The sequence below is a fragment of the Aquimarina agarivorans genome (genome assembly GCF_000218485.1).
Classification (GTDB): Bacteria; Bacteroidota; Bacteroidia; order Flavobacteriales; family Flavobacteriaceae; genus Aquimarina; species Aquimarina agarivorans.
Genome location: NZ_AFPB01000180.1, coordinates 13,323 through 35,963, shown reverse-complemented (window position 1 = coordinate 35,963; position 22,641 = coordinate 13,323). Strand labels below are relative to the sequence as shown.

The 22,641-nt window shown below is 31.9% G+C and carries 18 protein-coding genes; 5 read left to right on the top strand and 13 right to left on the bottom strand.

Annotated features, from left to right (window positions below):
* Positions 1-2 precede the first annotated feature (2 nt).
* The 4 genes from GMC_RS0117615 to GMC_RS0117600 are packed head-to-tail and all read right to left on the bottom strand — an operon-like array spanning position 3 to position 3,308.
* Positions 3-1,136 carry an FIST signal transduction protein gene (locus GMC_RS0117615; RefSeq protein WP_010523383.1) on the bottom strand — a complete coding sequence of 378 codons (1,134 nt, stop codon included), beginning with the start codon at positions 1,134-1,136 and terminating at the stop codon, positions 3-5.
* A 3-nt stretch (positions 1,137-1,139) separates the two neighbouring features.
* Positions 1,140-2,357, bottom strand: coding sequence for a sensor histidine kinase (locus GMC_RS0117610; protein WP_010523382.1), 1,218 nt, complete (start codon positions 2,355-2,357; stop codon positions 1,140-1,142).
* On the bottom strand, positions 2,357-2,896 hold the full coding sequence (locus tag GMC_RS0117605) for a heme NO-binding domain-containing protein (protein ID WP_010523381.1): 540 nt from the start codon (positions 2,894-2,896) through the stop codon (positions 2,357-2,359). Before GMC_RS0117605 ends, GMC_RS0117610 begins: the two co-directional genes overlap by 1 nt.
* Position 2,897: 1 nt before the next feature.
* Positions 2,898-3,308 (bottom strand): response regulator, encoded by a 411-nt coding sequence (locus GMC_RS0117600; protein WP_010523380.1) that lies wholly within the window; start codon positions 3,306-3,308, stop codon positions 2,898-2,900.
* Positions 3,309-3,666: 358 nt separating this feature from the next.
* On the opposite strand from GMC_RS0117600, the gene GMC_RS0117595 reads away from it, so the two are divergent.
* From GMC_RS0117595 to GMC_RS20990, 3 genes are all read left to right on the top strand, one after another.
* A complete protein-coding gene (locus GMC_RS0117595) occupies positions 3,667-4,689 on the top strand; it encodes a UDP binding domain-containing protein (RefSeq protein ID WP_010523379.1) in 1,023 nt (340 codons plus the stop codon).
* Positions 4,690-4,839: 150 nt separating this feature from the next.
* Entirely contained in the window at positions 4,840-6,282 is a 1,443-nt protein-coding gene (locus tag GMC_RS0117590; protein WP_010523378.1) for a sodium:solute symporter, read from the top strand.
* 551 nt (positions 6,283-6,833) lie between these two features.
* Positions 6,834-10,211 carry a CBM96 family carbohydrate-binding protein gene (locus GMC_RS20990; protein ID WP_010523377.1) on the top strand — a complete coding sequence of 1,126 codons (3,378 nt, stop codon included), beginning with the start codon at positions 6,834-6,836 and terminating at the stop codon, positions 10,209-10,211.
* Positions 10,212-10,908: 697 nt separating this feature from the next.
* Here the strand turns inward: GMC_RS20990 and GMC_RS0117580 are convergent.
* From GMC_RS0117580 to GMC_RS0117540, 8 genes are all read right to left on the bottom strand, one after another.
* Positions 10,909-12,099, bottom strand: a complete 1,191-nt coding sequence (locus tag GMC_RS0117580) for a hypothetical protein (RefSeq protein ID WP_010523376.1) — start codon at positions 12,097-12,099, stop codon at positions 10,909-10,911.
* 131 nt (positions 12,100-12,230) lie between these two features.
* Positions 12,231-12,863, bottom strand: coding sequence for a hypothetical protein (locus GMC_RS0117570; RefSeq protein WP_010523374.1), 633 nt, complete (start codon positions 12,861-12,863; stop codon positions 12,231-12,233).
* Positions 12,847-13,338 carry an RNA polymerase sigma factor gene (locus GMC_RS0117565; protein ID WP_050813332.1) on the bottom strand — a complete coding sequence of 164 codons (492 nt, stop codon included), beginning with the start codon at positions 13,336-13,338 and terminating at the stop codon, positions 12,847-12,849. Before GMC_RS0117565 ends, GMC_RS0117570 begins: the two co-directional genes overlap by 17 nt.
* Positions 13,339-13,598: 260 nt before the next feature.
* Positions 13,599-14,024: an organic hydroperoxide resistance protein gene (locus GMC_RS0117560; protein WP_010523372.1), complete on the bottom strand. Its 426-nt coding sequence runs from the start codon at positions 14,022-14,024 to the stop codon at positions 13,599-13,601.
* Between the two features lie 14 nt (positions 14,025-14,038).
* On the bottom strand, positions 14,039-14,266 hold the full coding sequence (locus tag GMC_RS0117555; protein WP_010523371.1) for a DUF8828 family protein: 228 nt from the start codon (positions 14,264-14,266) through the stop codon (positions 14,039-14,041).
* Positions 14,267-14,501: 235 nt separating this feature from the next.
* Complete coding sequence (locus GMC_RS0117550) at positions 14,502-16,967, bottom strand: TonB-dependent receptor plug domain-containing protein (protein ID WP_238528037.1); 2,466 nt, start codon at positions 16,965-16,967, stop codon at positions 14,502-14,504.
* Between the two features lie 70 nt (positions 16,968-17,037).
* Positions 17,038-17,973: a FecR family protein gene (locus GMC_RS0117545; RefSeq protein ID WP_010523369.1), complete on the bottom strand. Its 936-nt coding sequence runs from the start codon at positions 17,971-17,973 to the stop codon at positions 17,038-17,040.
* Positions 17,974-18,095: 122 nt separating this feature from the next.
* Positions 18,096-18,623 carry an RNA polymerase sigma factor gene (locus GMC_RS0117540; protein WP_010523368.1) on the bottom strand — a complete coding sequence of 176 codons (528 nt, stop codon included), beginning with the start codon at positions 18,621-18,623 and terminating at the stop codon, positions 18,096-18,098.
* A 219-nt stretch (positions 18,624-18,842) separates the two neighbouring features.
* On the opposite strand from GMC_RS0117540, the gene GMC_RS0117535 reads away from it, so the two are divergent.
* Together GMC_RS0117535 and GMC_RS0117530 are read left to right on the top strand one after the other, a co-directional pair.
* On the top strand, positions 18,843-20,051 hold the full coding sequence (locus GMC_RS0117535) for a hypothetical protein (protein ID WP_138940676.1): 1,209 nt from the start codon (positions 18,843-18,845) through the stop codon (positions 20,049-20,051).
* Between the two features lie 292 nt (positions 20,052-20,343).
* Positions 20,344-21,858: a hypothetical protein gene (locus GMC_RS0117530; protein ID WP_010523366.1), complete on the top strand. Its 1,515-nt coding sequence runs from the start codon at positions 20,344-20,346 to the stop codon at positions 21,856-21,858.
* Positions 21,859-21,980: 122 nt separating this feature from the next.
* Here the strand turns inward: GMC_RS0117530 and GMC_RS0117525 are convergent, their stop codons facing one another.
* Entirely contained in the window at positions 21,981-22,364 is a 384-nt protein-coding gene (locus GMC_RS0117525) for a CoA-binding protein (RefSeq protein ID WP_010523365.1), read from the bottom strand.
* Between the last annotated feature and the right edge of the window lie 277 nt (positions 22,365-22,641).

Here is a 22,641-nt window from a genome sequence, read left to right as displayed (position 1 = left end):
ATTTATTCACTAAATAAAGTTAACGTCATGGTCTGATTATGCAACTCACACGACTTGTTTCCGTAAAAAGGAGCCAACTCACCATAGGAATAAAAACCTCCAACAACAGCCTGCTCACCGATTATTTCAATGACCTCTTCTATTTCCTCTTCCACCCGTTGATCCATAACCAATTTTCGGCCCACACAACTTACTAAAAGGGCCAACTCGGGTTTATTTTTTCTGTTTTTCATTCCTATATCGGCAGCATGTAAAGCCCCTTCGGCAATGTTATCAATATTTGCCATCATTAATTGAACCGTCGATCCCATGGGTACATCCCCAGCCAAGGTCATTGTATTTTTTTCTTCATTTATGGAAAGAATTGTACGAACTATCGGTTCCTTTTTACCTTTTTGCATTACACTTAGTGGGTATAATAAAGCTGATTGAGGTAATTGAGCCGCCTTGTCTCCCAAATATTTTTTATACAAATCCAAAGCCGGTAAATTATCCAATTCAAAAAGCACATTCCCTTCGGATTTTGTTATTATTCGTTCGGGGCCAAAGGGCGTCCAACCTCCATACTGAGCAAAACTAATTTCTAAGCTTTCACCATAAAAACCAATGGCAACTATTTCACCTTCTTTAGGTTTTTCATTATAACCTACCACTGTTTTTTCAAAGCGAGCATCATCCCCACACAAACCTCCGGTAATTGCAGTATTTGTATTTTTAGACTCTAGCCCATTTATTAAAGCAGATCCATTCACAAAACTCCCTTCCGAAACGATAAACATATGTTTCAAATTTTCACTTGGTAGTTGTGCTGCCAAATGTTTTCCAATAGCTACTGCGTCCTTATCAAAATCCAAAATATTGGCTCGTTCCACCTTAAAACTACTTTTTTCAAACTCAATGGCAGTAATCGTAATGGAATCTTCGTATACTTTTTCTAGCATAATTTCCCCTGCCGTCGAACCTAATACAATTTCACCATCGGGAAATATATTTTTCACATCCTCATAAACAGCAGCTTCTTCTAACAAAAAGCGATTTCCAAAAACCAACACAAGCGGTTTTTTTAATTGTATTTTAGTTGAAGAAACTAATATCCAATCCGTATTTGTTTGTTTTTCGTATTGCTGAAATTTCATTTTCTATTTTTTTAATGTAAAGAAAAAACTAGTGCCTACTTTAGGTACACTCTCTAACCAAATTTCACCGTCATAGATTTCTATAATTTTTTTAACTATAGAAAGTCCTATGCCTGTTGAATTTTTATTATTCCCTAGGGACTGAAAAATCTTGAATATTTTATCAAAATATTCTTTCTCTATTCCTATGCCGTTATCTTTAATTTCAAACAAATAATGTGTTTTTTTATCTTCAAAACTTATTTGAATAATCCCAATTTCTTTATCAATATAATTTACCGCATTACTAATTATGTTTTGAAAAAGTTGTTGCAGCCTCGTTTTATCTCCATTTATTACTGGTAAATTTTGCTTTTTTATAATTTTAATATGCTTAGGAATAAAAATGGTGTTTTCAATTTCTTTAATTATGCTATTTATATCAACAGCTTCATGCTTTAATACAGCTATATTATTCACGCTCGAATAATTTAAAATACCATTAATTAAATGCTCCATTTTTTCCAGAGTCTGTTCAATAAGCCGCATATTTTCTAACCCAGCATCATCCAAAATACTTTTATAATCTTCGCGTAACCAATTTACCAACGCATTAATGCTCCTAAGCGGAGATTTTAAATCGTGTGATACAATATGTGCGTATTCGGCTAACTCCTCATTACTTTTTTCTAAATCCTGAACTAGTTTGTTATTCTGCTGCTCAATGGCTCTTTGATCCGTAATATCCTTAACAATCCCCTGTGCCCCGATAGGTTTGTTCTTACTATTTTTAATAATACTTGCATTAATATGCACCCACCGTACCCCTTTATTTTTGGTATAAACACGAGCAATATAATCACTAAAAGACCCTGTTTCAATTAACAAATTAAAAGACAGCATAGCATAATTAAAGTCTTCTTTATAAATTAAACGAACTACATTAACCGCTTCCTTTGGCACATCGTATCCAAATAACTCCTTTGCTGCCTCATTCAATTTTATAATATTTCCACCTAAATCCATTAACACATAGGCATCCACTAGATTATCAAATACACCTTGCAGTTCGGTGGTTTTTTCGGTTAATCCAGACTGTAATTTTTCATTCGCTTCCTTTAATTGTTGTGTAATGGAATACAACTCTCTAGACTTCTCTTCCAAGATATTTTCCGCTGCTTTTCGGGCTTTTCTCTCACGCAATAATGCCCTTTGTAATATTTCGAGATCAGTTGTACTCATTAATTTTGGGTAATACTAAATTTAACCTCTGTACCGTCTACTTTAATTTTATCTAATAAAATCGTTGCATTGGCATTGTAATGTGCAAATGCTTTATACATTAAACCCAATCCAAACTTAGACATTGCTCTACTGGATTTATAAATCATAATCAATGCTTGCTCTGTTTTTTCAACAATTTCAAAAGTTGGTAACTCTGCATCTGGATATATTTTTCGAACCTCTACATGTATGTGATTTTCTATTGATGAAAGTAACTCAATCGGTTCTTTATACTTTTCAATAAGCTGAGGATAACTTCGTGCTAAAACACTAAAAAAATGTTCTCCATAAACCAATAATAAATCATCTATAGCAATACTAGTCTGTTCACTTAAATGCGTTAATAAACTTAGCATTTCAGCAAAATCATACGTTCCAATGGCCGTGTACGCACCTCCACTTGGTAAATTGGAATCTGTTATAATTTTATCCACCATCGCCAAACCAAACTTCTCTTCAACTAATTCTAAAAACTCTGTAAATACAATCCCTTTCATTTTACACTTTTATAAATTCATTACAAGACCAATACACTACTAAATTTTTAATTTTTAGGCTATAATCTTCATATTTCAATGGTTTCAATAGATAGCCTGCTATACCTATTTTGTAACATTCCAAAATATCTTTTTGGTTATTTGATGTTGAAAGTATTATGGCAGGTATGTATTTTAATACCCTATCATCCTTTAAAATTTTTAAAAATTCGATTCCATTCATTTTAGGCATATTCAGATCCAATAAAATTACATCGGGCACCTCATCCGTATTTTTCAAAAATTCCAAAGCTTCCTCCCCATTTTCAACCCGGTTTACCGAATGTTTAATCTTTAAAGTATCTAAAACTCGATTAAACTTTAGTGTTTCAATTAAATCATCTTCAATAAGTAAAAAGGAAATCGGCTTCATTAGTTCTAAGTTATATAACTGATAATTAATATCCTACAAAATAATTGAATATTAAAAAAATCGTAAGTCAACTTCGGCAAAGTTTCTTTTTCCTTCGGCGGATAACCATTATGTGTCGACGAATGGAATTATAAACAAATGAATTTAATTTGGGCGTTACCCAAGGGTCGGGCTATACGCTACAATCTTTTTGTTCGTCCCTCCCAAAAAGGATTTCCACTACTATCCCTAACGCAAAAACCATTCGTCTACAGTAAATTACCAATTAACTACAGTAAAAATCCCCTTAATCTAAAAACAAAAAAAGCAAGAATGCTATCCTATAATTTAGCTGATATAACCTTTTAAATCTACTATTATGGGAACGTTAAACATACATACAAAAACACCACTAACCGACACCTTGATTGATCAACTATATAACAAAGAAGCTAAAATAGCTGTAGTAGGTTTAGGTAATGAAGGACTTGAAACAGCCTTACATTTAGCTACTAAATATAGAGTTATCGGATATGATATTAATAAAGATGTGACTACTTTGGTTCAGCAAAAAATAGATCCAAATAAAAAAATAACCTCAACAGATTTTATTGGCAAAGACTTTTTTGCTACTAACATTACTAATTTACTCGAAATCCCAGCACTATACATTATAATCAACACCAACACTAACAATCACTTAGCCTTAAATAGAGCCACTGCAACAGTAGCCCGACATTTAAAAGTAGGCGATGTTGTCGTATTTCAAAATACCAATAACCAAAAACAAGAAGTTAAGTTTTATATTAGTCTGTTAGAACGTATATCTGGTTTACAACATCATATTGACTTTAAAACAGCCTATACCACAAATATCATTTCGACCATTACTTTAAATACTCATCAAAAAACAATTAAAAGTGACGATGTTACAACTCGTGATTTAGTACAAACCATATTTGAAAACGTAACTGCTTTAAAAATTATAAAAACAAAACAACAACTAAATCCCAATACAATTGCCAATAAAATTGAAAAGGCATTAAAACAACAACACCCAACAAAAACAGCATTTAATGTTTTACTTAAAGGCATTACCAGTGAAAAAAATACAAACAACATAAAAAACTCCAAAGCAGTAGCCTTATATATGGCTTTATACCGAAAAGGAATTAATGTAAAGGTACAGGACAATCATATCCTTCCTTCCAAAGTAAAAGCCGCTTGTGGTATAGAATTAACCACTAGCACTACCCAATGTTTTGATGCCATAGTTACCAGTGTAACACACGATAATTATAAAACGATTACACCAACTAATTATAGCAAAAACAGTACTAAGCAAACTCTCTTTTTTGATCTACTAGGAAATAGAAAGGAGGTGGTCTCTAATTTAAGCTAATTATTTAGTGCAAAATAATAGTTATTCTGTGGTCTGTTGCATTATTGAATTTGATTCTAAAATAGAAAACTCTAAATTGTTCATCGAAAATGATCTTAATTGAAGTATAAGATATCTATATCTTATACTTCTCAACCATAAAACACCTCAATGCAACCCATACATATTCTGTTTTTAATTATTGCTTATTTTGGAGTACTTATAAGCATTTCATACCTAACCAGTAAAAATGCAACCAATACAAGTTTTTTTTTAGCGGATAATAAATCGCCCTGGTATTTAGTTGCTTTTGGTATGATTGGTGCTTCACTCTCTGGCGTAACTTTTATTTCAGTACCAGGCGCAGTAGAAACTAAACAATTTGGCTATTTGCAAGTGGTGCTGGGTTATTTTTTTGGTTATTTGGTTATTGCATACGTGTTATTGCCACTTTATTACAGGCTAAATCTTACCTCCATTTACTTCTATTTAAAGGATCGGTTTGGCAACACTAGTTATAAAACGGGTGCTTTTGCATTTTTAATTTCCCGCACTATAGGTGCTGCATTCCGATTATTTTTAGTTGCTAAAGTGTTACAATTATTAGTTTTTGACCCATTCGGTTTGCCCTTTCCTGTTGCTGTTGTAGTAACTATTGCTTTAATTTGGCTTTATACATTTAAAGGCGGAATAAAAACCATTATTATCACTGATACCTTACAAACGTTATTTATGTTGATTTCGGTAGTAGTTACTGTTGTATTTTTAGCTTCGGCGTTGGAACTGAATTCTATAAGTGCCATTTATAACAATGTTATAGAAAGCCCTATGAGCAAAACATTTTTTTTTAATGACCGTAATGATGCTCAATTTTTTTTAAAAAGTTTTTTAGCAGGTATGTTCATTACCATAACAATGACTGGCTTAGACCAAGATATGATGCAAAAAAACTTGACTTGTAAAAATATTAAAGAAGCTCAAAAAAATATGCTTTCTTTTAGTGTAGTTTTAATTTTCGTAAATATACTATTCCTTGTTTTAGGATTGCTACTTACCCAATATGCACAGCAAAACAATATTGAGGCCAGCAAAGATCAGTTGTTTCCAACTATTGCTATGCTTCCTGAAATTGGTATTACTACTTCTGCTTTTTTTATACTAGGATTAATTGCAGCTGCTTATTCTAGTGCAGACTCTGCTTTAACCTCTTTAACCACATCCTATTGTATTGATATTATTAATATATCTGGAAAATCAAGCAAAAAACAGGAAACATTGCGCAAAAAAACGCATGTAGGATTTAGCCTACTGCTTACCATAGTTATTATTTTATTCGACACTCTTTTTACGGATGTTTCTGTCATTTGGGAATTATTTAAAGCCGCAGGCTACACCTACGGCCCGATCCTTGGGTTGTTTGCTTTTGGAATTTATACCAAAAAAAATATTCATGATCGTTGGGTATGGGTTATTGCTATTTTGGCACCAATGGTATCTTATTTTTTAAATATGTATTCTGTAGAATTATTTAATGGATATAAAATTGGATTTGAAATACTAATTATAAACGGTATACTTACTTTTATTGGATTACTAATAATTAAAAAACAGTAATACCTCATGCGATAAACTTTTCCCCAAAACCATCGATTATTTGCAAAAAAATAGTCTCTTTTTTTTTCATTTCCTGACCAATAATTCAATATTTTGAAAAAAAAATGTTACGACAACAAAATTCTGTAAAACAACATTTTATCTTTATTTTTCTTTCTCAAAAAAACCACATATACCTAGATAAATAGATTTTAACAAAATATTAATTTTTTTCATTATTTCATTTAATTTAAAAAACACTGGTAATTGGTAATTTCACAGAGGATAACTTAAGGTTTGTTTAATTTTGAGCATTAATATTCAATTAAAATAAATTTTCAGGCTAACACAAAAATTAATTTGTGTAATATTTTTCTTTCTTTTTTGTATCAAATACTCCCGATCCATTCTTTAAAAAACATTATAAGAAAGATTAAATTCTTACAAAAGACACTATAAAAATAAGTAGTACGGTTCAGCTTTTTTTGACAGTTGTATGGGCTAAATAAATACCCTAAAATTGTAGTTATAATTACAGCTAATTAAAAAAATACTTAATCAATTCACCTATCATGAAAAAAAAATTGAAATTATTTTCAAGCCTACTTTGCGCCACGATTTGCTGCTCGGCAATCAAAGCTCAACGTCCTACTTTCAACAAAAGCAAGGACGTTTTAATTGCCCAGTTTGACAGTAAGCCTGATCCAGATGACATTCATGCACAAGCTGCGCTTGGATCTATGTTAGCGCATAATGACTTTAACGGAGTTAATGCCTACGGTGTTGCTGGAGCTATAGGCAAACAAGGAGGAAAATTTATTGACTCTGACCAATTATTTAATCTTGTTTTTGGACCCAATAATTGGACTGATGCGGACGCTAACTGGAACGCTTCAGTAACTAAAATTGTAAACAAAGTACTTCCTATACTCAACAATGGAGGAAAGGTATGGGTTCAAGAAGCTGGTCAATCTGATATTACTGCGGATTGGGTAGCCCGAATTATACCAACTGTAGGTGCTAATACCGTAAAAAGAAATGTAATTGTAGTACAGCATAGTAAGTGGAATCAAGATCAAACAACTAGTTCAGATCTTAATTATGTGAGAAATAGAACCAATTATTTTTACATTGATGACGGAAATGCTGATTTTAATGAGAGTTGGGGAGACCACGGTCCATACCAAACTCCTAGATATCGTGCAAGAGAAAGTAAATGGATTACACAAGCAAAAAATTCAGCTAACGGCAAAGCCAAAGCTTTGTGGCGCGAAGCTGATCGTATTGTTGATCGTGAATACCCAAATGGAGTACCATACGATTGGTCTTGGATGAAAAATGATGGTGTAGATTTTTCTGATTGTACTGAAAATTGGTGGATATTTAACATCGGAAACAAAGCTGATAATATCTCTAAATTTTGGAGTAGATACGTAACTAATACTACTGGATCTAACCAAAACCCTATTGCAGCTCCAACACCACCACCTGCCCCTCAACCAACTCAGCCGGTGACTAACCCTAATGATGGAAACAACTGTAAAGAAAAAATATTTGAAGAAACTAATGGTGTTATTGCCGTTGAAGCCGAGGACTATTTTGAACAAACAAAAGTTGACAAAAGAGAATGGTTTGTTTTAGACAAAAACACAAATAATACTCCTAAACCTGATCCTGATGGAAACCATGCTGATACAGCTAGTAATGGCAAATACCTTGAACTATTACCTGACACAAGGGTTAGGCATGCTGATCCTTTAGTTAATGGTGTTAGTTTTTCAAATACTCCAGGGCAGGCTGCCATTGTTAGTTACCGTGTAAACTTTAAATCCGCAGGTAAGTATTTTGTTTGGGTACGTGCTTTTTCTACAGGAAGCGAAGACAATGGAATACACGTTGGGCTGGATGGAAAATGGCCTGCTTCAGGAGCTAGAATGCAATGGTGTGCTGGTAAAAACCAATGGACTTGGGAAAGCAAGCAACGTACTGGAGCTAACCATTGTGGCGAGGCACGTAAAATTTTCTTAAATGTACCTAACGCTGGTTTGCATACTGTTTCATTTTCAATGAGAGAAGATGGTTTTGAAATCGATAAATTTGTATTATCAAAAGAATACAAAAAACCATCAGGTCAAGGTGTTGCAGCAGTTGCTCAAAATTGTAACTCAAATCCTGCACCAACTAACCCAACCACTCCTGCCCCAGCACCACAAAATCCTGTAAATGGAGCATGTAGCAACACCACATTAGTGGCATTAAGTAATTTTAATAACTTAAGAATTAATGGTTTTTCTCCAGCATATAAGGACAACCAAAGAAGAGCTATTGCTATTAATGCAGCTCAACACAAGGATAAGTTTGCTGCTGCAGAAGCTAATTTTTCAGGAAATACTGGTACTTACAATATTAAATTAAACACCCTTGCAGAATTGGATGGCGAAAGTACCTACCGTTTAAAAATAAACGGAAAACAAGTTGGTACTTACACAAATCCAGAAACTAATACGGATTACTCACCTGCCGGGACTACATTTAACAATGTAAGCGTGAAAAAAGGAGATAAAATTAGAGTAGAATTTAGTTCTCACACAAATGGAAAAATTCCTGAAAATGGAGGAACTGCTTTTTCCAGAGGACGCTGGACTGGACTGGACTTTATATGTACTGCTACAGTAGCTCCTGTGACACCACCAGTTGTAGCTCCTACTCCTGTAAATCCTCCTGTAGTTAGACCAAACCCTACTCCTGCACAAACAACACCTGATGCAATTGGAGCATACAGTCCAATACACGATGCCTATTTAGATGGGAGTAGAAATTTCAACATCAACATAGTACGTATCGAAGGCGGAAAACGTACTGCTTACTTATTATTTGATTTGTCTAAAGTTTCTGGAACTGTTAATAAAGCCAATTTAGAATTTACAGTAAATGGCGATGGCGGAAACGGTACAATTAAAGTTTATAAAGGTGCTTCTACCAACTGGACTGAAACAAATTTATCTACTAGTAATGCGCCTAGAAAAGGAAAAGAACTAGGTCAAGTTTCAAGAACATTTACTATTGGTAATGTTGTAAATATTCCTTTAACCGCAGCAGACATAAATAAGGGCAAAATTGCGTTACTAATTGAACAAACTAACGGTAATGATTTTGCTTTCGCTTCTAAAGAAAGTGGAAATGCAACTGCTCCGAAACTAATTTTGGATGTCGCTAAGGCTGTTGTAAAATCTGCAAAGTTTAATGCCAACCAAGATGCATTTATGCAGGGTACAAAACATCACAATACCACCGTACTAAGAACAGAAAACGGGACACGTACCACATACATTAAATTTGATTTAAGAAACGTAGCTACTATTAACAATGCTACCCTTGAACTTACTGTTGATGGTGACGCTGGTAATGGTACTATTGATATTTACCAAGGATCTGATAAAGGATGGACGGAACAAAATTTGAATTCAAGTAATGAACCTACTACTTTAAAGAAACTAGGAAGCACCTCAGGCAAATTTGCTATAGGCAATAAAGTCAACATTAAATTAAACGGTATAAATAAGCAAAATTTTGTAACATTAATTATCAAACAAACGAGTGGTAATGATGTAGCCTTTGCTTCCAAAGAAAATGGAAACAAAGGACCTAAATTAGCGCTTAACTATACTGAACGAAATGGTGCTAAAATTGGTACACAAGATTTTGACATCAACGTTGAAATCTACCCTAATCCAACTGTGGATAAAGTAACTGTAAATTCTGAAAGATTATCCGAATTAACAGCTATTAATGTGTATGATTTAAACGGTACGTTACTTGACACTGTAAACACACCGAATGAAGAAGGTTCTGCTTCAATAGACCTTTCTGGATACAGCCAAGGGATTTACTTATTAAGCCTACAAAGTGATACTAATAAATTAAAAATTGTAAAAGTTGTTAAAAAATAACAGCTTATATCACATTTAGTTTAAGTTTCTTTTTAGACTATTTAACAAGACCGCCAAGCCATAAGAGCGGTCTTGTTTTTTTATATAATCATTACAATACTTACCCTTTGGTATGATATCATCGCACCAATTCCGCTTCAAACGTTAAGTCACTTACTTTTCAAATCGCTTTCTGTACTTATATAATATAACCGTTACTGAAATTTAAGAGAAATCGTTTCTAACGCTTAATTTTCCGTGTCAAACGATTTTTTTGCTTGGCACTTCAAAACAAAACAACATTGTAGTTTGGAATGTATTTATTACACCTTTCTTCTCTAAACAAAAACTACCTGATTTTTATTTTAGTAATTTAAATTAAAACTGGTATAACAGAAAAATCAAAATTTTTATTTAAAGTAGTTTACTAGTAGCACCAGTTTATTTGCACCCAACACTTAAGCAACCTAACTACTACTTTATATTCGACATATTGCAAATAGCCGGCGATGTATAAATCAATTCATTTACATGAGTTTTACGTATTCTACTGGAAGATTCCAGCATTACAGTACAATTGGAAAGATAAAGGATTTTTTGTTTAGATAAGAATACTATGATAAATGTAAACGCTACTACAACTAATGAGCGTTGTTTAATTGTATTGAACTAAAAGGGTTTGCAACTATAAGTTTTCATTTGTGTGTAAAACAAATTATTACCTCAAGAAAATCTGGCTATTGGCTACATTCATTTGAATTTCTTTGTCAGTACTACGCGACTGTGAATAACCATTTAGCATTTGGCTATAGTTATCACCTAAAGACGTTAGGTTTAAAGTGTTATTAGGAAACTCTATGCGGCTTCTATTTCCGGTGTAAGCAAAGTTGTACGCTGATTTTGGTAAAGTAATACCAATATCACTGTTTTTTGATATCAAAGAAAATTTAGAAAATCTTTCATTCAATTTTAAAATATTTACTATTCCAAACAAACTTTCAATGGTACCTTTCCCACTTAATGATTCAATTTGTACACGACTTGACTTTGCATACAAATTAATATTTTCGACCTGATTTAATGCTGTTTTTTTTACATAACTCAGGGATAAATTTCCAGCTTCCCATTTATTTACAGACACTGGAGCAAAGGAAACCGCTAAATCTGTATCTACACCCGAAACTTTTTCAGCACTAAAAGGCGTGTATTTCATTTCTGCTTTTGCATTGGTCAATTCATTAATAACACTCACGTTTCCGTAGCGTGTTTTGAATCTTAACTTCGCGTTAAGCGGTACAAAAATTTCAAGTACTTTTTTTGAATTTACTACCACTTCAGAAGTTGTACTCACGGTTTGTTGTGAAAATTGTATAAAATTAGATTGTTCTGCATTAGTTGAATTTATGCCTGAACGATAGTTATTATGCTGTGCATTCGAATGATTTACCTGATGTAATTTAGAGGTAGCATCTTTTGACCATTTGCGCACCTCGATAGCCGATTTGGGATCTAAATTTTTTACTAAATTATGTTCCCATATTTTCAAATACGTATCCCCTAGTTTATTGTATGCATCAAAATTAAATTTCAATTGCGCTAAACTATTTTTTAGCGATTCGGGAATAGGATTATTTTGAACATTTTCAAGTACAGGAGCTACCAAAACTTTCATTAATTGTGCTAAATTTTGTTCAGATACATCACCAGAAATATTATAGGCAGTTGTAGAAATAGTCCTTTTTGGTCGACGAGAGGCATCGGAATTTATAATTAACAATGAATCATTTTCGTTAATTTTAACCTCCCACAATTCAATTTGCTCCTTTAAAATTTCATCATCTTTTTGTTGCCCATTTACATAGGCATTTACAAATACATGATTTTTATCCCAGCTTTTTAAAAACAACATCAGTATACAATGCGTTAAGCTCTATAATTGCTACACGTTGGGCAGCAAATTCTTTTTTTATTTTGGAAACTAAGTTTTGTGCTAAAAAGATTTGTGCACTAAATAGGAAAACAACCGCAACTACTACTTTATTAAGCTTGAAGATTTTTGTATGTTGGGTTGGTGTATTCATGTAGGTTTTCAAGTTTTTCCTTTAATTGCTGTAATAACTCTAATCGCATTTGTAAATTTTGAATTAAAGCTTCGAGCGTTTGGGAATTGGTGCCGTCTTGTCTTAATTCTTTTTGTAGTGTTTTATATTCTTCATCCAATTGACTTAGATGCTCCATAAAGCTATCAACAATGCTTTTATTATCATCATTAACTTTTAATTGTGCTAATTCAATATTAATTGATGTTAAATAATAATCTTCAACTTTTTTAAATTCTGGTGATACATCAGCCAATGTTGGTAAAACCATATCATTAGCAACACTCATATTATATACGCTTAAATCGTTAGACTGTTGCACTTTTGTGTTTGTTTTTAAACCCGTAAGCACATAAGTTCCTAAACCTAAAGTGACAACAACTGACGCAGCAATTGACATATACCACTTATTATTTTTCTTTAATGAAACAACATCATTATTTGGTACAGTTGCTTCAGGAAAGGCTGCATCAAGTTTGTCTAAAAACCGAAGTTCATGACCTTTATTAATAGCAGATGAACTTTGACTTCTAAATTTGTCATTTTGCAATAATTCTCTAATATCCTGTCCCATGTTTCAAGTGCTTTAATTGCTCTTGTAAGCGTTTTTTACCTCTATGCACCAAAGTCCTTGATGATACTGCCGTTATATTTAAAATTTCAGAAATTTCGTTATGGTCATAACCTTCCAATAAAAATAAATGCACTGGGTATCTATATTTTTCTGGTAAGCTTTCAATAGCTTTTTTAACTTCATCAGCAGTAGTTGAAGCTTCTACTTCCCAATTTTCAAATTCATCAGGAGTACCTATAATTTGCTCATTAAGAGCAGTGGTTTCTAACTTTCGCGCCTTTAGCATGTCAATGCTTTTATTAATTACTATGCGCTTTAGCCAGGCACCAAAGGTGACATCACCTGTAAATTGATCTAATTTTGAAAAAGCTTTTATAAATGATTCCTGCATGGCTTCTTCTGCCAAAAAAGAGTCTTTAAAAAAACGATAGGCCACAAAGTACATTCCACGCGAATACTTATTATAAAGCTCCATTTGAGCCTTACGATCCTTCTTGCGGCAGCGTGCTATTAATTTTTTATTATCCACAGTAGCTAGTATATACTTTTAATACGATACAATTTAATGATTGTTGCATAAAAATAAAAATTTCTTCAAATCAATAGCTATTATTATTAGGTATAAAAAACGCCAGAATCCTCAGATTCAGGCGTTTTTTAAATTTTAAATGTTTTAAATAACTCAAATTATGCCGTTTCCGACATTAAATTGCCCATTTAAAATCAGCAGCGGTATTACTCGTCTATTAGCAAATTTAAAGTTACGTCAATATTATCTTCGGTGGCTCTGGAGTAAGGACATACTTCATGCGCTTCATTGATTAACTCCTCTCCCTCTTCTAAAGACACGCCAGGTATATATGTATCTAAAATTACTGCTAATTGAAAATCTCCTTCATCATTTTTCCCTAGCGAAACTTCAGCAGTAACTGTAAAATCTCCTAAATCAACTTTTTTTTGTGCCGCTACGTGTTGTAAGGCACTACCATAGCATGATGAATATCCCATAGCGAATAATTGCTCGGGGTTGGCGCCGTTTCCTCCTTCGCCTCCTAATTCCTTTGGAACACTTAAATCCAATGACAATCCGTCATTATTAACTGTTGCTTTACCCGCTCTACCGCCAGCTGTTGTTGCTGATGTTGTATACAATGTTTTCATTTTAAATAATTTGATTACTTATTATATCTTTCAATTTCTCGATCGTAAAAATTACTTGCTGCTTCAACTATAATTTGGGATTCTTGCAATAACTCTTCTTCATCATTCTTATCAAATTCTTCCAACCACTCCACTTCATCATCAACTAAATTAATGATACATCGCGGAAATTCAGTATGAATTACGAAAATTGCATTCGGATAATCTGTATTATCGCCTAACAAAAACTTTGGAAATTCCATTTATTATTTAGTAGTTAATTAAAGATACTAATTAAATATTTTTTTCTAAATTTTTTTACTGATATAGATAAATTAATTTTTGATAAGACTCAAAAAATACCATTCTAGCTTTTTGTTGACCCTGATAGTTTTTTACCGCAAAAGCTCCATTGATTTTTATTTACAATGGACCTTAAACTTATAATGATCCTGTCTATAAAAAAATTAAATGCAAGGGTATAGCAGCATTGCTTGTTTACCAAAAGAATCGCATACTAACATTTGGTGTTATTCCCAATGCTTCAAAATCTAAGGTAAAAAAATCTTTTGATATTCCGGGAGCGGGTCTAAATTCTCTATTAATAATGCTTTTTCTATTGTACGCATTTAAAACAGATACCCCTAATTGACATTTCAACTTTTTAGAAAATTTGAAATTATACAAACCTGAGACGTCTAATTTATGATAAATAGGTAAGTTTTGTTCATTTAAATTTCTTGCTTCACCACCATTAGCTATTAATGAAACTGAATGAGAATCCGTGGTTGTTTTACCTGTATGCCATAACCAACTTAACGAAAATTGAAAATTTTTAAACTTATAAAAATGCAACCATTTAAAAGTATGATCAATATTTAAATTACTTGTAAAAAATTGATTATTATTGATTTCTTCAAATTTATTTTTTTGTTGGGTATAACTGTAACTTGCCCAAGTGGCATAGTCTTTAAACTTCTTTTTTACAAATAATTCTACCCCTTCGATACTGCTTAAACCAGCATCTAGCGCTTGAGTACCTGGCGCAAGCAAGCCTGTAGCTAAGGAAGTTATGTTATTAGTACGTTTCATGTAACTATCCAATTCAATAAACCAATCATTGGTTTTGTAGGTTGCACCTATGGATACTTGCCTGGTATTTAAAACATCTAAATCGTTGTCGGTTATCTGCCATAATTGATTTTCAAGAGACAAACTACTAATAACTGATTCTTGAATTTGCGTAATTGCCTGACTACGTAGCGAAAATGAAGTGTTTATATGCACATTTGACAACACAGGAATTTGAAAATAAATTCGAGGTTCTACAAATAATTTATCAGATACGGAATATGAATTTCCTCTTATTCCTAACTGCACCAATAAATTATCACTCCCTTTTAATTCGTACTGAGAAAAGATACTATGAGAATCTAATTCGTTTTTTTCTTCATCTAAAATTATTGAAATATTAGGGTTTCTACTTTCTAATGCAAATCTGATGTTTGTTTTTGAGTATTCATACCCAAATTGCAAACTTGAACGTTTGCCTAATTTTAGCTCACCAAAAGTTTGTGCTCCTATATCATTAATGTAGTTCTGTTTGATATCTTTTTCATTCAAAGATGCATCTTGGCTTTCGTTTCTACTAAAAGAATAATCTAATATGTAATTCGATAAATTTAAACGTGTGTTTTGAGAAAAGTTAGCACTATATTTACGCTGCCACAGCAAACTATACCCTTCATTTTCTGTTATTAAATCATCGGAAAAAGTACTTGTCACTACATTATTATCAAAACTTAATTCATTCTTAGCATAAATAGTATTTAATTGAATTTCATCTTTATCTGATAATTTACCCTGAATACTGAAGCTATAATCTACAAAATAAAAGTTACTATCAGTACTAGAGGATGTTTTATTAATTTTTGTATTCTGAAAAACGCGTTCTGCCATTTGCATAAAAGTTAGCGATTCCCAAAGGTCATTGTAAGAACGGCGGCCAGCTACCTCTATTGAAAGTCTGTCCTTAATTATCGGGATTCTAGTAAAGGCATCCGCATGAATTAAATTAGCCCCAAAGCCACCTTCAAATTTATCAACAACCTGTTGTGATGATTTTAAATTAACCACACCCGCAACACGGTCACCAAATTGAGCATTTACACCTTTGTTATAAAAATCAACCTCTTTAATCAGATATGGATTAAACGAAGATATTAAACCGAAAAAATGGCCTTGGTTGTAGCTTTTTATGCCATTCCATAAAACTAAATTTTGATCAGGAGTTCCGCCACGTACATATAATTTAGATGATGTTTCAAACGGATTTTGCACACCAGGTATATGTTGTAAACTTTGCATTACATCTGGCTCTGTCAAACCAGCCAGTACCGAAAATTCTTTTGGCTTAAAAACAGATTTTTGACCAATTTTGTCAACTCCTTTAGTTAGGTATTGTAACAAATTAACCTCTTCCAACTCTAAATGATACACGCTTAACAGTATCTCAGGACAATCCTTTTTTACAAGCTGTTCAACCGCTATTTTATCAAGAATAACATTATTTAAACTAAAAATAAGCGAACTTCCATATGGAACCTCTATTTCAAAATAACCGCTTATGCTGCTCGCTATTTCTTTTAAACTAAATACTGATTGTATTTTTACATTAGAGTTTAATTTGTTATCAACCTTAGTAAATCCACAAATTTTAACCAAATCATTGTTAGCATAAGGTCTTATTACAATATTTTTAGCATCAACAAAATCAAAACGAAGACTTGTTTGTTTTTCTAAAAAGCTAATTAATTCATTTAGCTCAGTGAGTTGATCAGAAGGTTTTTCTATTTTTTTAGATACATAAAAATCTAAATAACTGAATTTTATATCAAATTCGGTTTCTAAAGTTTGGATATAATCTTTAAGTAAGATTTGCTTTGCATAATTATTTTGAGCCACAGCATTTATCACACAAAAAAAATATGTGCATATGCACAAAAGTCCAAACTTAATTTGTTGCATTAATTATTTATTCAATTGGATGTAAAATACGAATTTCTTTGTCAGAAACAAATTCATATTTTACGCCTAAGGTACTAAATACTGTATACAACGCTTTTTCCATATTTTTATTTGAAAAACTACCTGAAAAAATTAAATTTTTGTTAATATTTTCTGCATTTGAAATTTTAATATCAAACTGTCTTTTTAAAGAAGTTAAAACATGACCAATAGGCATGCTATTAAACCTTGATTCGTTATCAGTAGCTATCCAGCTTGGTTGACTTTGTTCAAAATTCCATTCAGTAATAGTATTCTCAAAAACTTGAAAAGCCATACCCTTAGTCAAAATAACTTCTTTAATAGGTGTTTTAACTTGCACCTTACCCTCAAAACACTTGACTACCAATAGATTATTATTAATGGTATTTACAGTGAATTGTGTACCTAATACCTGTACTGTTCCAACAGCGGTTTCTACACTAAATTTATTCCCTTTTTTTACTTTAAAAAAAGCTTCTCCTTCAAGCTCAACTAATCTGCTTGTTTTCCAATTAAATGTATTAACTTCAGCTACTGCTTTCGAATTAAGCATTACTGTTGATCCATCTGGCAACACTACATTACGTTTTTCAGCTAAATTACTTTCATAAATATTACTAGAAAAACTAAACACATAGACTCCAACACAAATAAGCATACATGCTGCAACAGCGCCTACCCATTTGTATAATGAAATAACTTTAGTGTTAGATGTGTGCTTCCCGTTGTTAATTTTAGTTTTTAAATTTAAATAAGCATGATCAACATCATAATCGGTGAGCGACATATTTAATGCAGCATCATTTATTTTAACATATTGATTATAATGTGGATGCTGTTTAAATTCCTCAAGTTGATCAGGCGTTAATTCACCCGACAACCATTTCGCTAAATAAACATCATTCAAATTATTATTTCCCATAATTTCTTAACTCTACATAATTTAAACGCTTTGAGGTTAATTTACCCTACCCCTTTTATCAAAAATTTTGTTTCTTTTAACAAAAACAACAAATAAAAACAATTGAGCCTTTTTTTTAATACCTATTTAACCCCATCAGTTACTGCTCTAATTTTTAATAAAGCCTTATGCATTAATTTTTCAACAGCTTTTACCGATATATCTAAAAGCACTGCAATCTCTTTGTACGTTTTTTTTTCTATTCTACTTAATAGAAAAACTTCTCGTTGTCTGTCAGGTAATAATGAAATAGCTTTTTTTATTTTCTCTTTAAATTCAACCTCCTCCATCAAAAATTGAGGAGTTTCATTTTCAATATGTGCAGGCTGACTGGCAATTATATTTTGGTATTTATACTTAACCTGATCATGTCTTTTTGAACTTATGCCTAAGTTAACAGCAATTTTGTACAAATATGATTTAGCAGTTGAACCACCAACTTTATTACAGTTTTCCCAAAGTTTTATAAAAGCTTCTTGCACTAAATCCTTGGATAAATCAGAATCTCCAAATTTAACTAATAAAAAACTATACAAAGCCTTGGCTTGCTCTTTAAAAAAAGATTCATACCTCTTATCATTGCATAATGAGCTGTTATCTGAATCTTTCATTAACTTTTTTACCCAAAAGTAATTTTTTATTTTTAAACCAATAACCAAACAATAACAAATATTACAAAAAAGAAAATTATAACATTTGAGTTGTTATTTTTGATTAATTTCCCTGTAAATAAATACGAATTCTTACAACACAGCGTTTAGCGATATAAGTATAATTATAACACTTAGTTTATCTCAAAAAAAATTTACTATTAATCATAGACTCAAATTTTGAAAAAAAGTTATTATTTCTTTTTTATTTTTATTCTAATACTCCACTCCTGTATTAAAGAAAAAGATGTGTTTGAAAATGAAATAAAAAAATCAACCAACTCTAATCAGGTTGTTTTAATGTTGGACTATATTGCTAACAACCCAGCAAGATGTTTTGAGCTTAATTATCCCATTCAATTTTCAAGTAATAATGAAAATAATATAACTTACCTAAATAACGAAGCGATACAAGAAGCCTTACCTTTATTTGATAATAATTTTTTTATAAATGCAGTACTATTTCCTTTTAAGGTTACATTAAATGAAAATAATGAAACAATAATTATCAATAACAATAGTGAACTTTCATCGCTTTTGTCGGAATGTACCTTATCGCCATTTATAGCACGAGTATTGTTAGAAAACACTTGTATCAACTATCGATATCCTATTCTACTTAATGAAAGTAATAACACAACAACAATAATAAATAGTATTGATGAATTCCTAACATTACTTCCAAATATTGATATTACAAATGCTTTTATCAATTACCCTATAACAACCAACAGCGGCTTAATAATTAATAATGAATTTGAACATTTAGCACTTTTAAACATTTGCGAAAATAACACAGATCCAACAAATCCAAATGAAAATGAATGTTCTACCGAAAATATAAACTTATTAACCAATAACTCAACTACAACTTCCTATACATTTACATTGGAAAATTTAGGAAACATTACTTTTGAAGATATTCAATGGAGTGTAAACAACATGATTATTGAAAATCAAAATGATTTATTTTTAAATTACAGGATAGTTAGAAATGGTATTTATGAAATTTGTGCCGAAATAACCCCCTTAAATTGCGAAAATTCTTTACAAATATGTACTACTTCCGTTGTTGATGATATTATTGAAGCTTGTAGCCCTAATGTAGAATTACTTATTGACAAAAACGAGTCAATTCCAGGGAATTATGTATTTACTGCAATTTATACTTCTGTAGATATTGAATCAGTAAGGTACACTTGGAATGTTGACAATTTACCGGATGGTGTAAGTATTGATGATCCATCCGACACATTTTCATTTACTTTCACTGAGGCTAGGGATTACACCATATGCTTAAATATAAATGACATTAACTGTCCAGCGACTAGCTTTTTTCTGTTTGATTGCGAGAGTTTGACTGTTACTCCCGAGGATTTAGCCCCATAAATAGAATTATAATAATGACATGTATTTAATTTCCGAAACAGCAAAACCACAATGTAATTAATAGTATTAGGTTTTGTAATAATATTACTCATCAAACCATTTAATATGAGTTCAATTAAAAGAAAATAATATCCAAAATTATGATTTTATACTATTTTTTTACTCAAGGGGGGTAGGGTAAAACTATAGTTATTCGTTTAATAATAGTCGCAAAAGTGTATTTGCACATAATCGAGGTTACTATTTTGCACACTTGTGAGTGGTAATAATGTTTAATATCTTGCAACAAAAATTGAAATACTTACGCAGCATATTTGTTTTATTTTATTGCTTGGTCACTAGTTGTGTTACCGAGGAAGATGCCTTTGATAAAGATATTTCCAACCCTGAAAAAACTTCCTTTGTTTTATCCGTTTTTGATTATTATCAAGTAAATGACAACAACCCTTCTAAATGTTTTGAATTTATATACCCCTTTTCAGTAGCAAGCAATAAAAATAATAGAATTAATTTTTCTGCCAAACAAGGTATGAATGATTTTTTTAATCTTCAAAATAGTAAATTTTTTGCCAATTCTGTGGTATTTCCTTTTAATGTTGTACTGTTAGATGGCACCTTATTAACTGTTGAAAACAGAAAAGACTTTGAAGAATTATTAAGCACTTGCGAAATTCCATCATTTACTACCCGTACATTTACAGAAACTGATTGTGTACAATTTGAATACCCTGTAGAGGTTATTTCTGAAACAAATTCCGATCAAAAGGTTACCATAACTGACAGTGAAACTTTAGCTTCCTTTGCTTCCAATCCTACCTTGGAATTCCCTGTAATTAGCTATCCTGTAAATACAAATTTTGGCACTACAATTAATAGTGAATTTGAGCATCTTACCCTTTTAAATGATTGCCAAACAGCCATCGAAAACAGCGTATGTCCTGAATTTGAAATAGAAGTTGTCGATTTTGGTGATGCTTTTGAAATTTTAAACTTTTTGATTGAAACAGAAAATGATAAAATACCTACTGAAACGATTTGGACAGTAAATGGCGAAGTAATTGACGGCGAATCAAGACCATTTTTACAATTTGATTTTACTGATTTGAATAACAGATCAAGATTTGGCGAATTGAGATATGACGTTTGCGCCAAAGCCTTTTTTGAAGATTGCCTTATTGAAAGGGAAGTTTGTGTAGTTGCCAATTTTGAAAGTGAGGTGAATGAAAATTGCTTGAAAGATATTGACTTCCTTATTACAACCACAGATGTTCCTGGCTTGCTAAATTTTGAAGCATTATTTGAACCTGAAGATGAAGATAACACCTCATATGTCTGGACCGTTGGCGGTGAACCTATAGGTGAGATATTCAAAAAAGTTTCGTTTCAATTTGACAATCCTGGCATTTATTTCCTATGTCTTTCCGCCAGAGAAATAGGTTTGGACTGTAATAGTAACCAAGGCAATAATTTTCCTACTAAATGTATAAGAATAGGCATAGATGAAAATTTGGCACCTATAACCTGCCAAACCCTAGTATTTATATTACCTACAATATCAAATAGTGAAGAAGGAAGGTATAATTATGAGGCGGACTACAGTGCACTAGATCAAAGCGAAATTGTTTATACTTGGAGTTTAGATAATAGAATTGTTCCTGATGTTACCACAAACAAAGTCTCGTTTAATTTTAATAATCCGCAAACTTATGAAATTTGTGTTGCAGTAAGCAATCCAAACTGCCCAGAGGACACAGAAATACGCAGATGTGTAACTACAGTAGTACGACCCGAAGACATTGCCCCATAGAACATATTTTCCAGAAAAATTAACAAAAAGTATGTTCATAGCGAATTTGCTATGTGATGTCACACTTGATCAGCATAAGTTTAAAGCCTTTGACATACACCAAACCTTTTCAGCATGTTCAATTATTTTGATTGTTCAGTATTTACATACTGATTTGTAGCCAAAAGCACAAGTGTGCAAGAAGTTTCAAAAGGGATAGACGACTTTTCAAGCAAATTAAAAAACTCAGAATTTTCTGTACCAGGATTAAAAATAACACGACGTGGTTTTAATCCTATAATATAATTATAATATTCAGGCTGGCGCTTAGGATTGATATACAAACTTACAGTATGTATATCTTCAAAAGCTGGCTTACCTCTTTTAATAGCAACATCCAAAACCAACCCCTCCCTTAAACCAATCGCATTTACTGGATGTTTAAAATCTCTTAATTTTTTTATTGCTTTATTTGAATAACGCGCCTCTTTTAATGAGGCACCAATAATTAAAGTTTTTACAGACATGTTATTTGTTTTGTACTGAATGACTTGTGTTTACTACTCTTTTTTACTTTTAAAATCAACCTCAACTAAATACTATCTAACTTTCATAGTTAAGGTAAAAATCATCACTATCATTGAAAGCAAATTTAATACCATTTCCTTTATGAATTTACCTTTAAGAAAAATGATGGATTTAGGAATTATATAAATCAGGAAAAATAAACATAGTATGTGTTACGGTTCTTTTTTATGTTGACGTAGAATTTCTAAAGGCGCATTTTAATTCAATAAATTCATA

Coding starts and splice junctions, on each gene's coding strand:
- GMC_RS0117615 (WP_010523383.1), bottom strand. CDS start 1,136: ATGAAATTTCAGCAATACGAAAAACAAACAAATACGGATTGGATATTA.
- GMC_RS0117610 (WP_010523382.1), bottom strand. CDS start 2,357: ATGAGTACAACTGATCTCGAAATATTACAAAGGGCATTATTGCGTGAG.
- GMC_RS0117605 (WP_010523381.1), bottom strand. CDS start 2,896: ATGAAAGGGATTGTATTTACAGAGTTTTTAGAATTAGTTGAAGAGAAG.
- GMC_RS0117600 (WP_010523380.1), bottom strand. CDS start 3,308: ATGAAGCCGATTTCCTTTTTACTTATTGAAGATGATTTAATTGAAACA.
- GMC_RS0117595 (WP_010523379.1), top strand. CDS start 3,667: ATGGGAACGTTAAACATACATACAAAAACACCACTAACCGACACCTTG.
- GMC_RS0117590 (WP_010523378.1), top strand. CDS start 4,840: ATGCAACCCATACATATTCTGTTTTTAATTATTGCTTATTTTGGAGTA.
- GMC_RS20990 (WP_010523377.1), top strand. CDS start 6,834: ATGAAAAAAAAATTGAAATTATTTTCAAGCCTACTTTGCGCCACGATT.
- GMC_RS0117580 (WP_010523376.1), bottom strand. CDS start 12,099: ATGTTGTTTTTAAAAAGCTGGGATAAAAATCATGTATTTGTAAATGCC.
- GMC_RS0117570 (WP_010523374.1), bottom strand. CDS start 12,863: ATGGGACAGGATATTAGAGAATTATTGCAAAATGACAAATTTAGAAGT.
- GMC_RS0117565 (WP_050813332.1), bottom strand. CDS start 13,338: ATGGAGCTTTATAATAAGTATTCGCGTGGAATGTACTTTGTGGCCTAT.
- GMC_RS0117560 (WP_010523372.1), bottom strand. CDS start 14,024: ATGAAAACATTGTATACAACATCAGCAACAACAGCTGGCGGTAGAGCG.
- GMC_RS0117555 (WP_010523371.1), bottom strand. CDS start 14,266: ATGGAATTTCCAAAGTTTTTGTTAGGCGATAATACAGATTATCCGAAT.
- GMC_RS0117545 (WP_010523369.1), bottom strand. CDS start 17,973: ATGGGAAATAATAATTTGAATGATGTTTATTTAGCGAAATGGTTGTCG.
- GMC_RS0117540 (WP_010523368.1), bottom strand. CDS start 18,623: ATGAAAGATTCAGATAACAGCTCATTATGCAATGATAAGAGGTATGAA.
- GMC_RS0117525 (WP_010523365.1), bottom strand. CDS start 22,364: ATGTCTGTAAAAACTTTAATTATTGGTGCCTCATTAAAAGAGGCGCGT.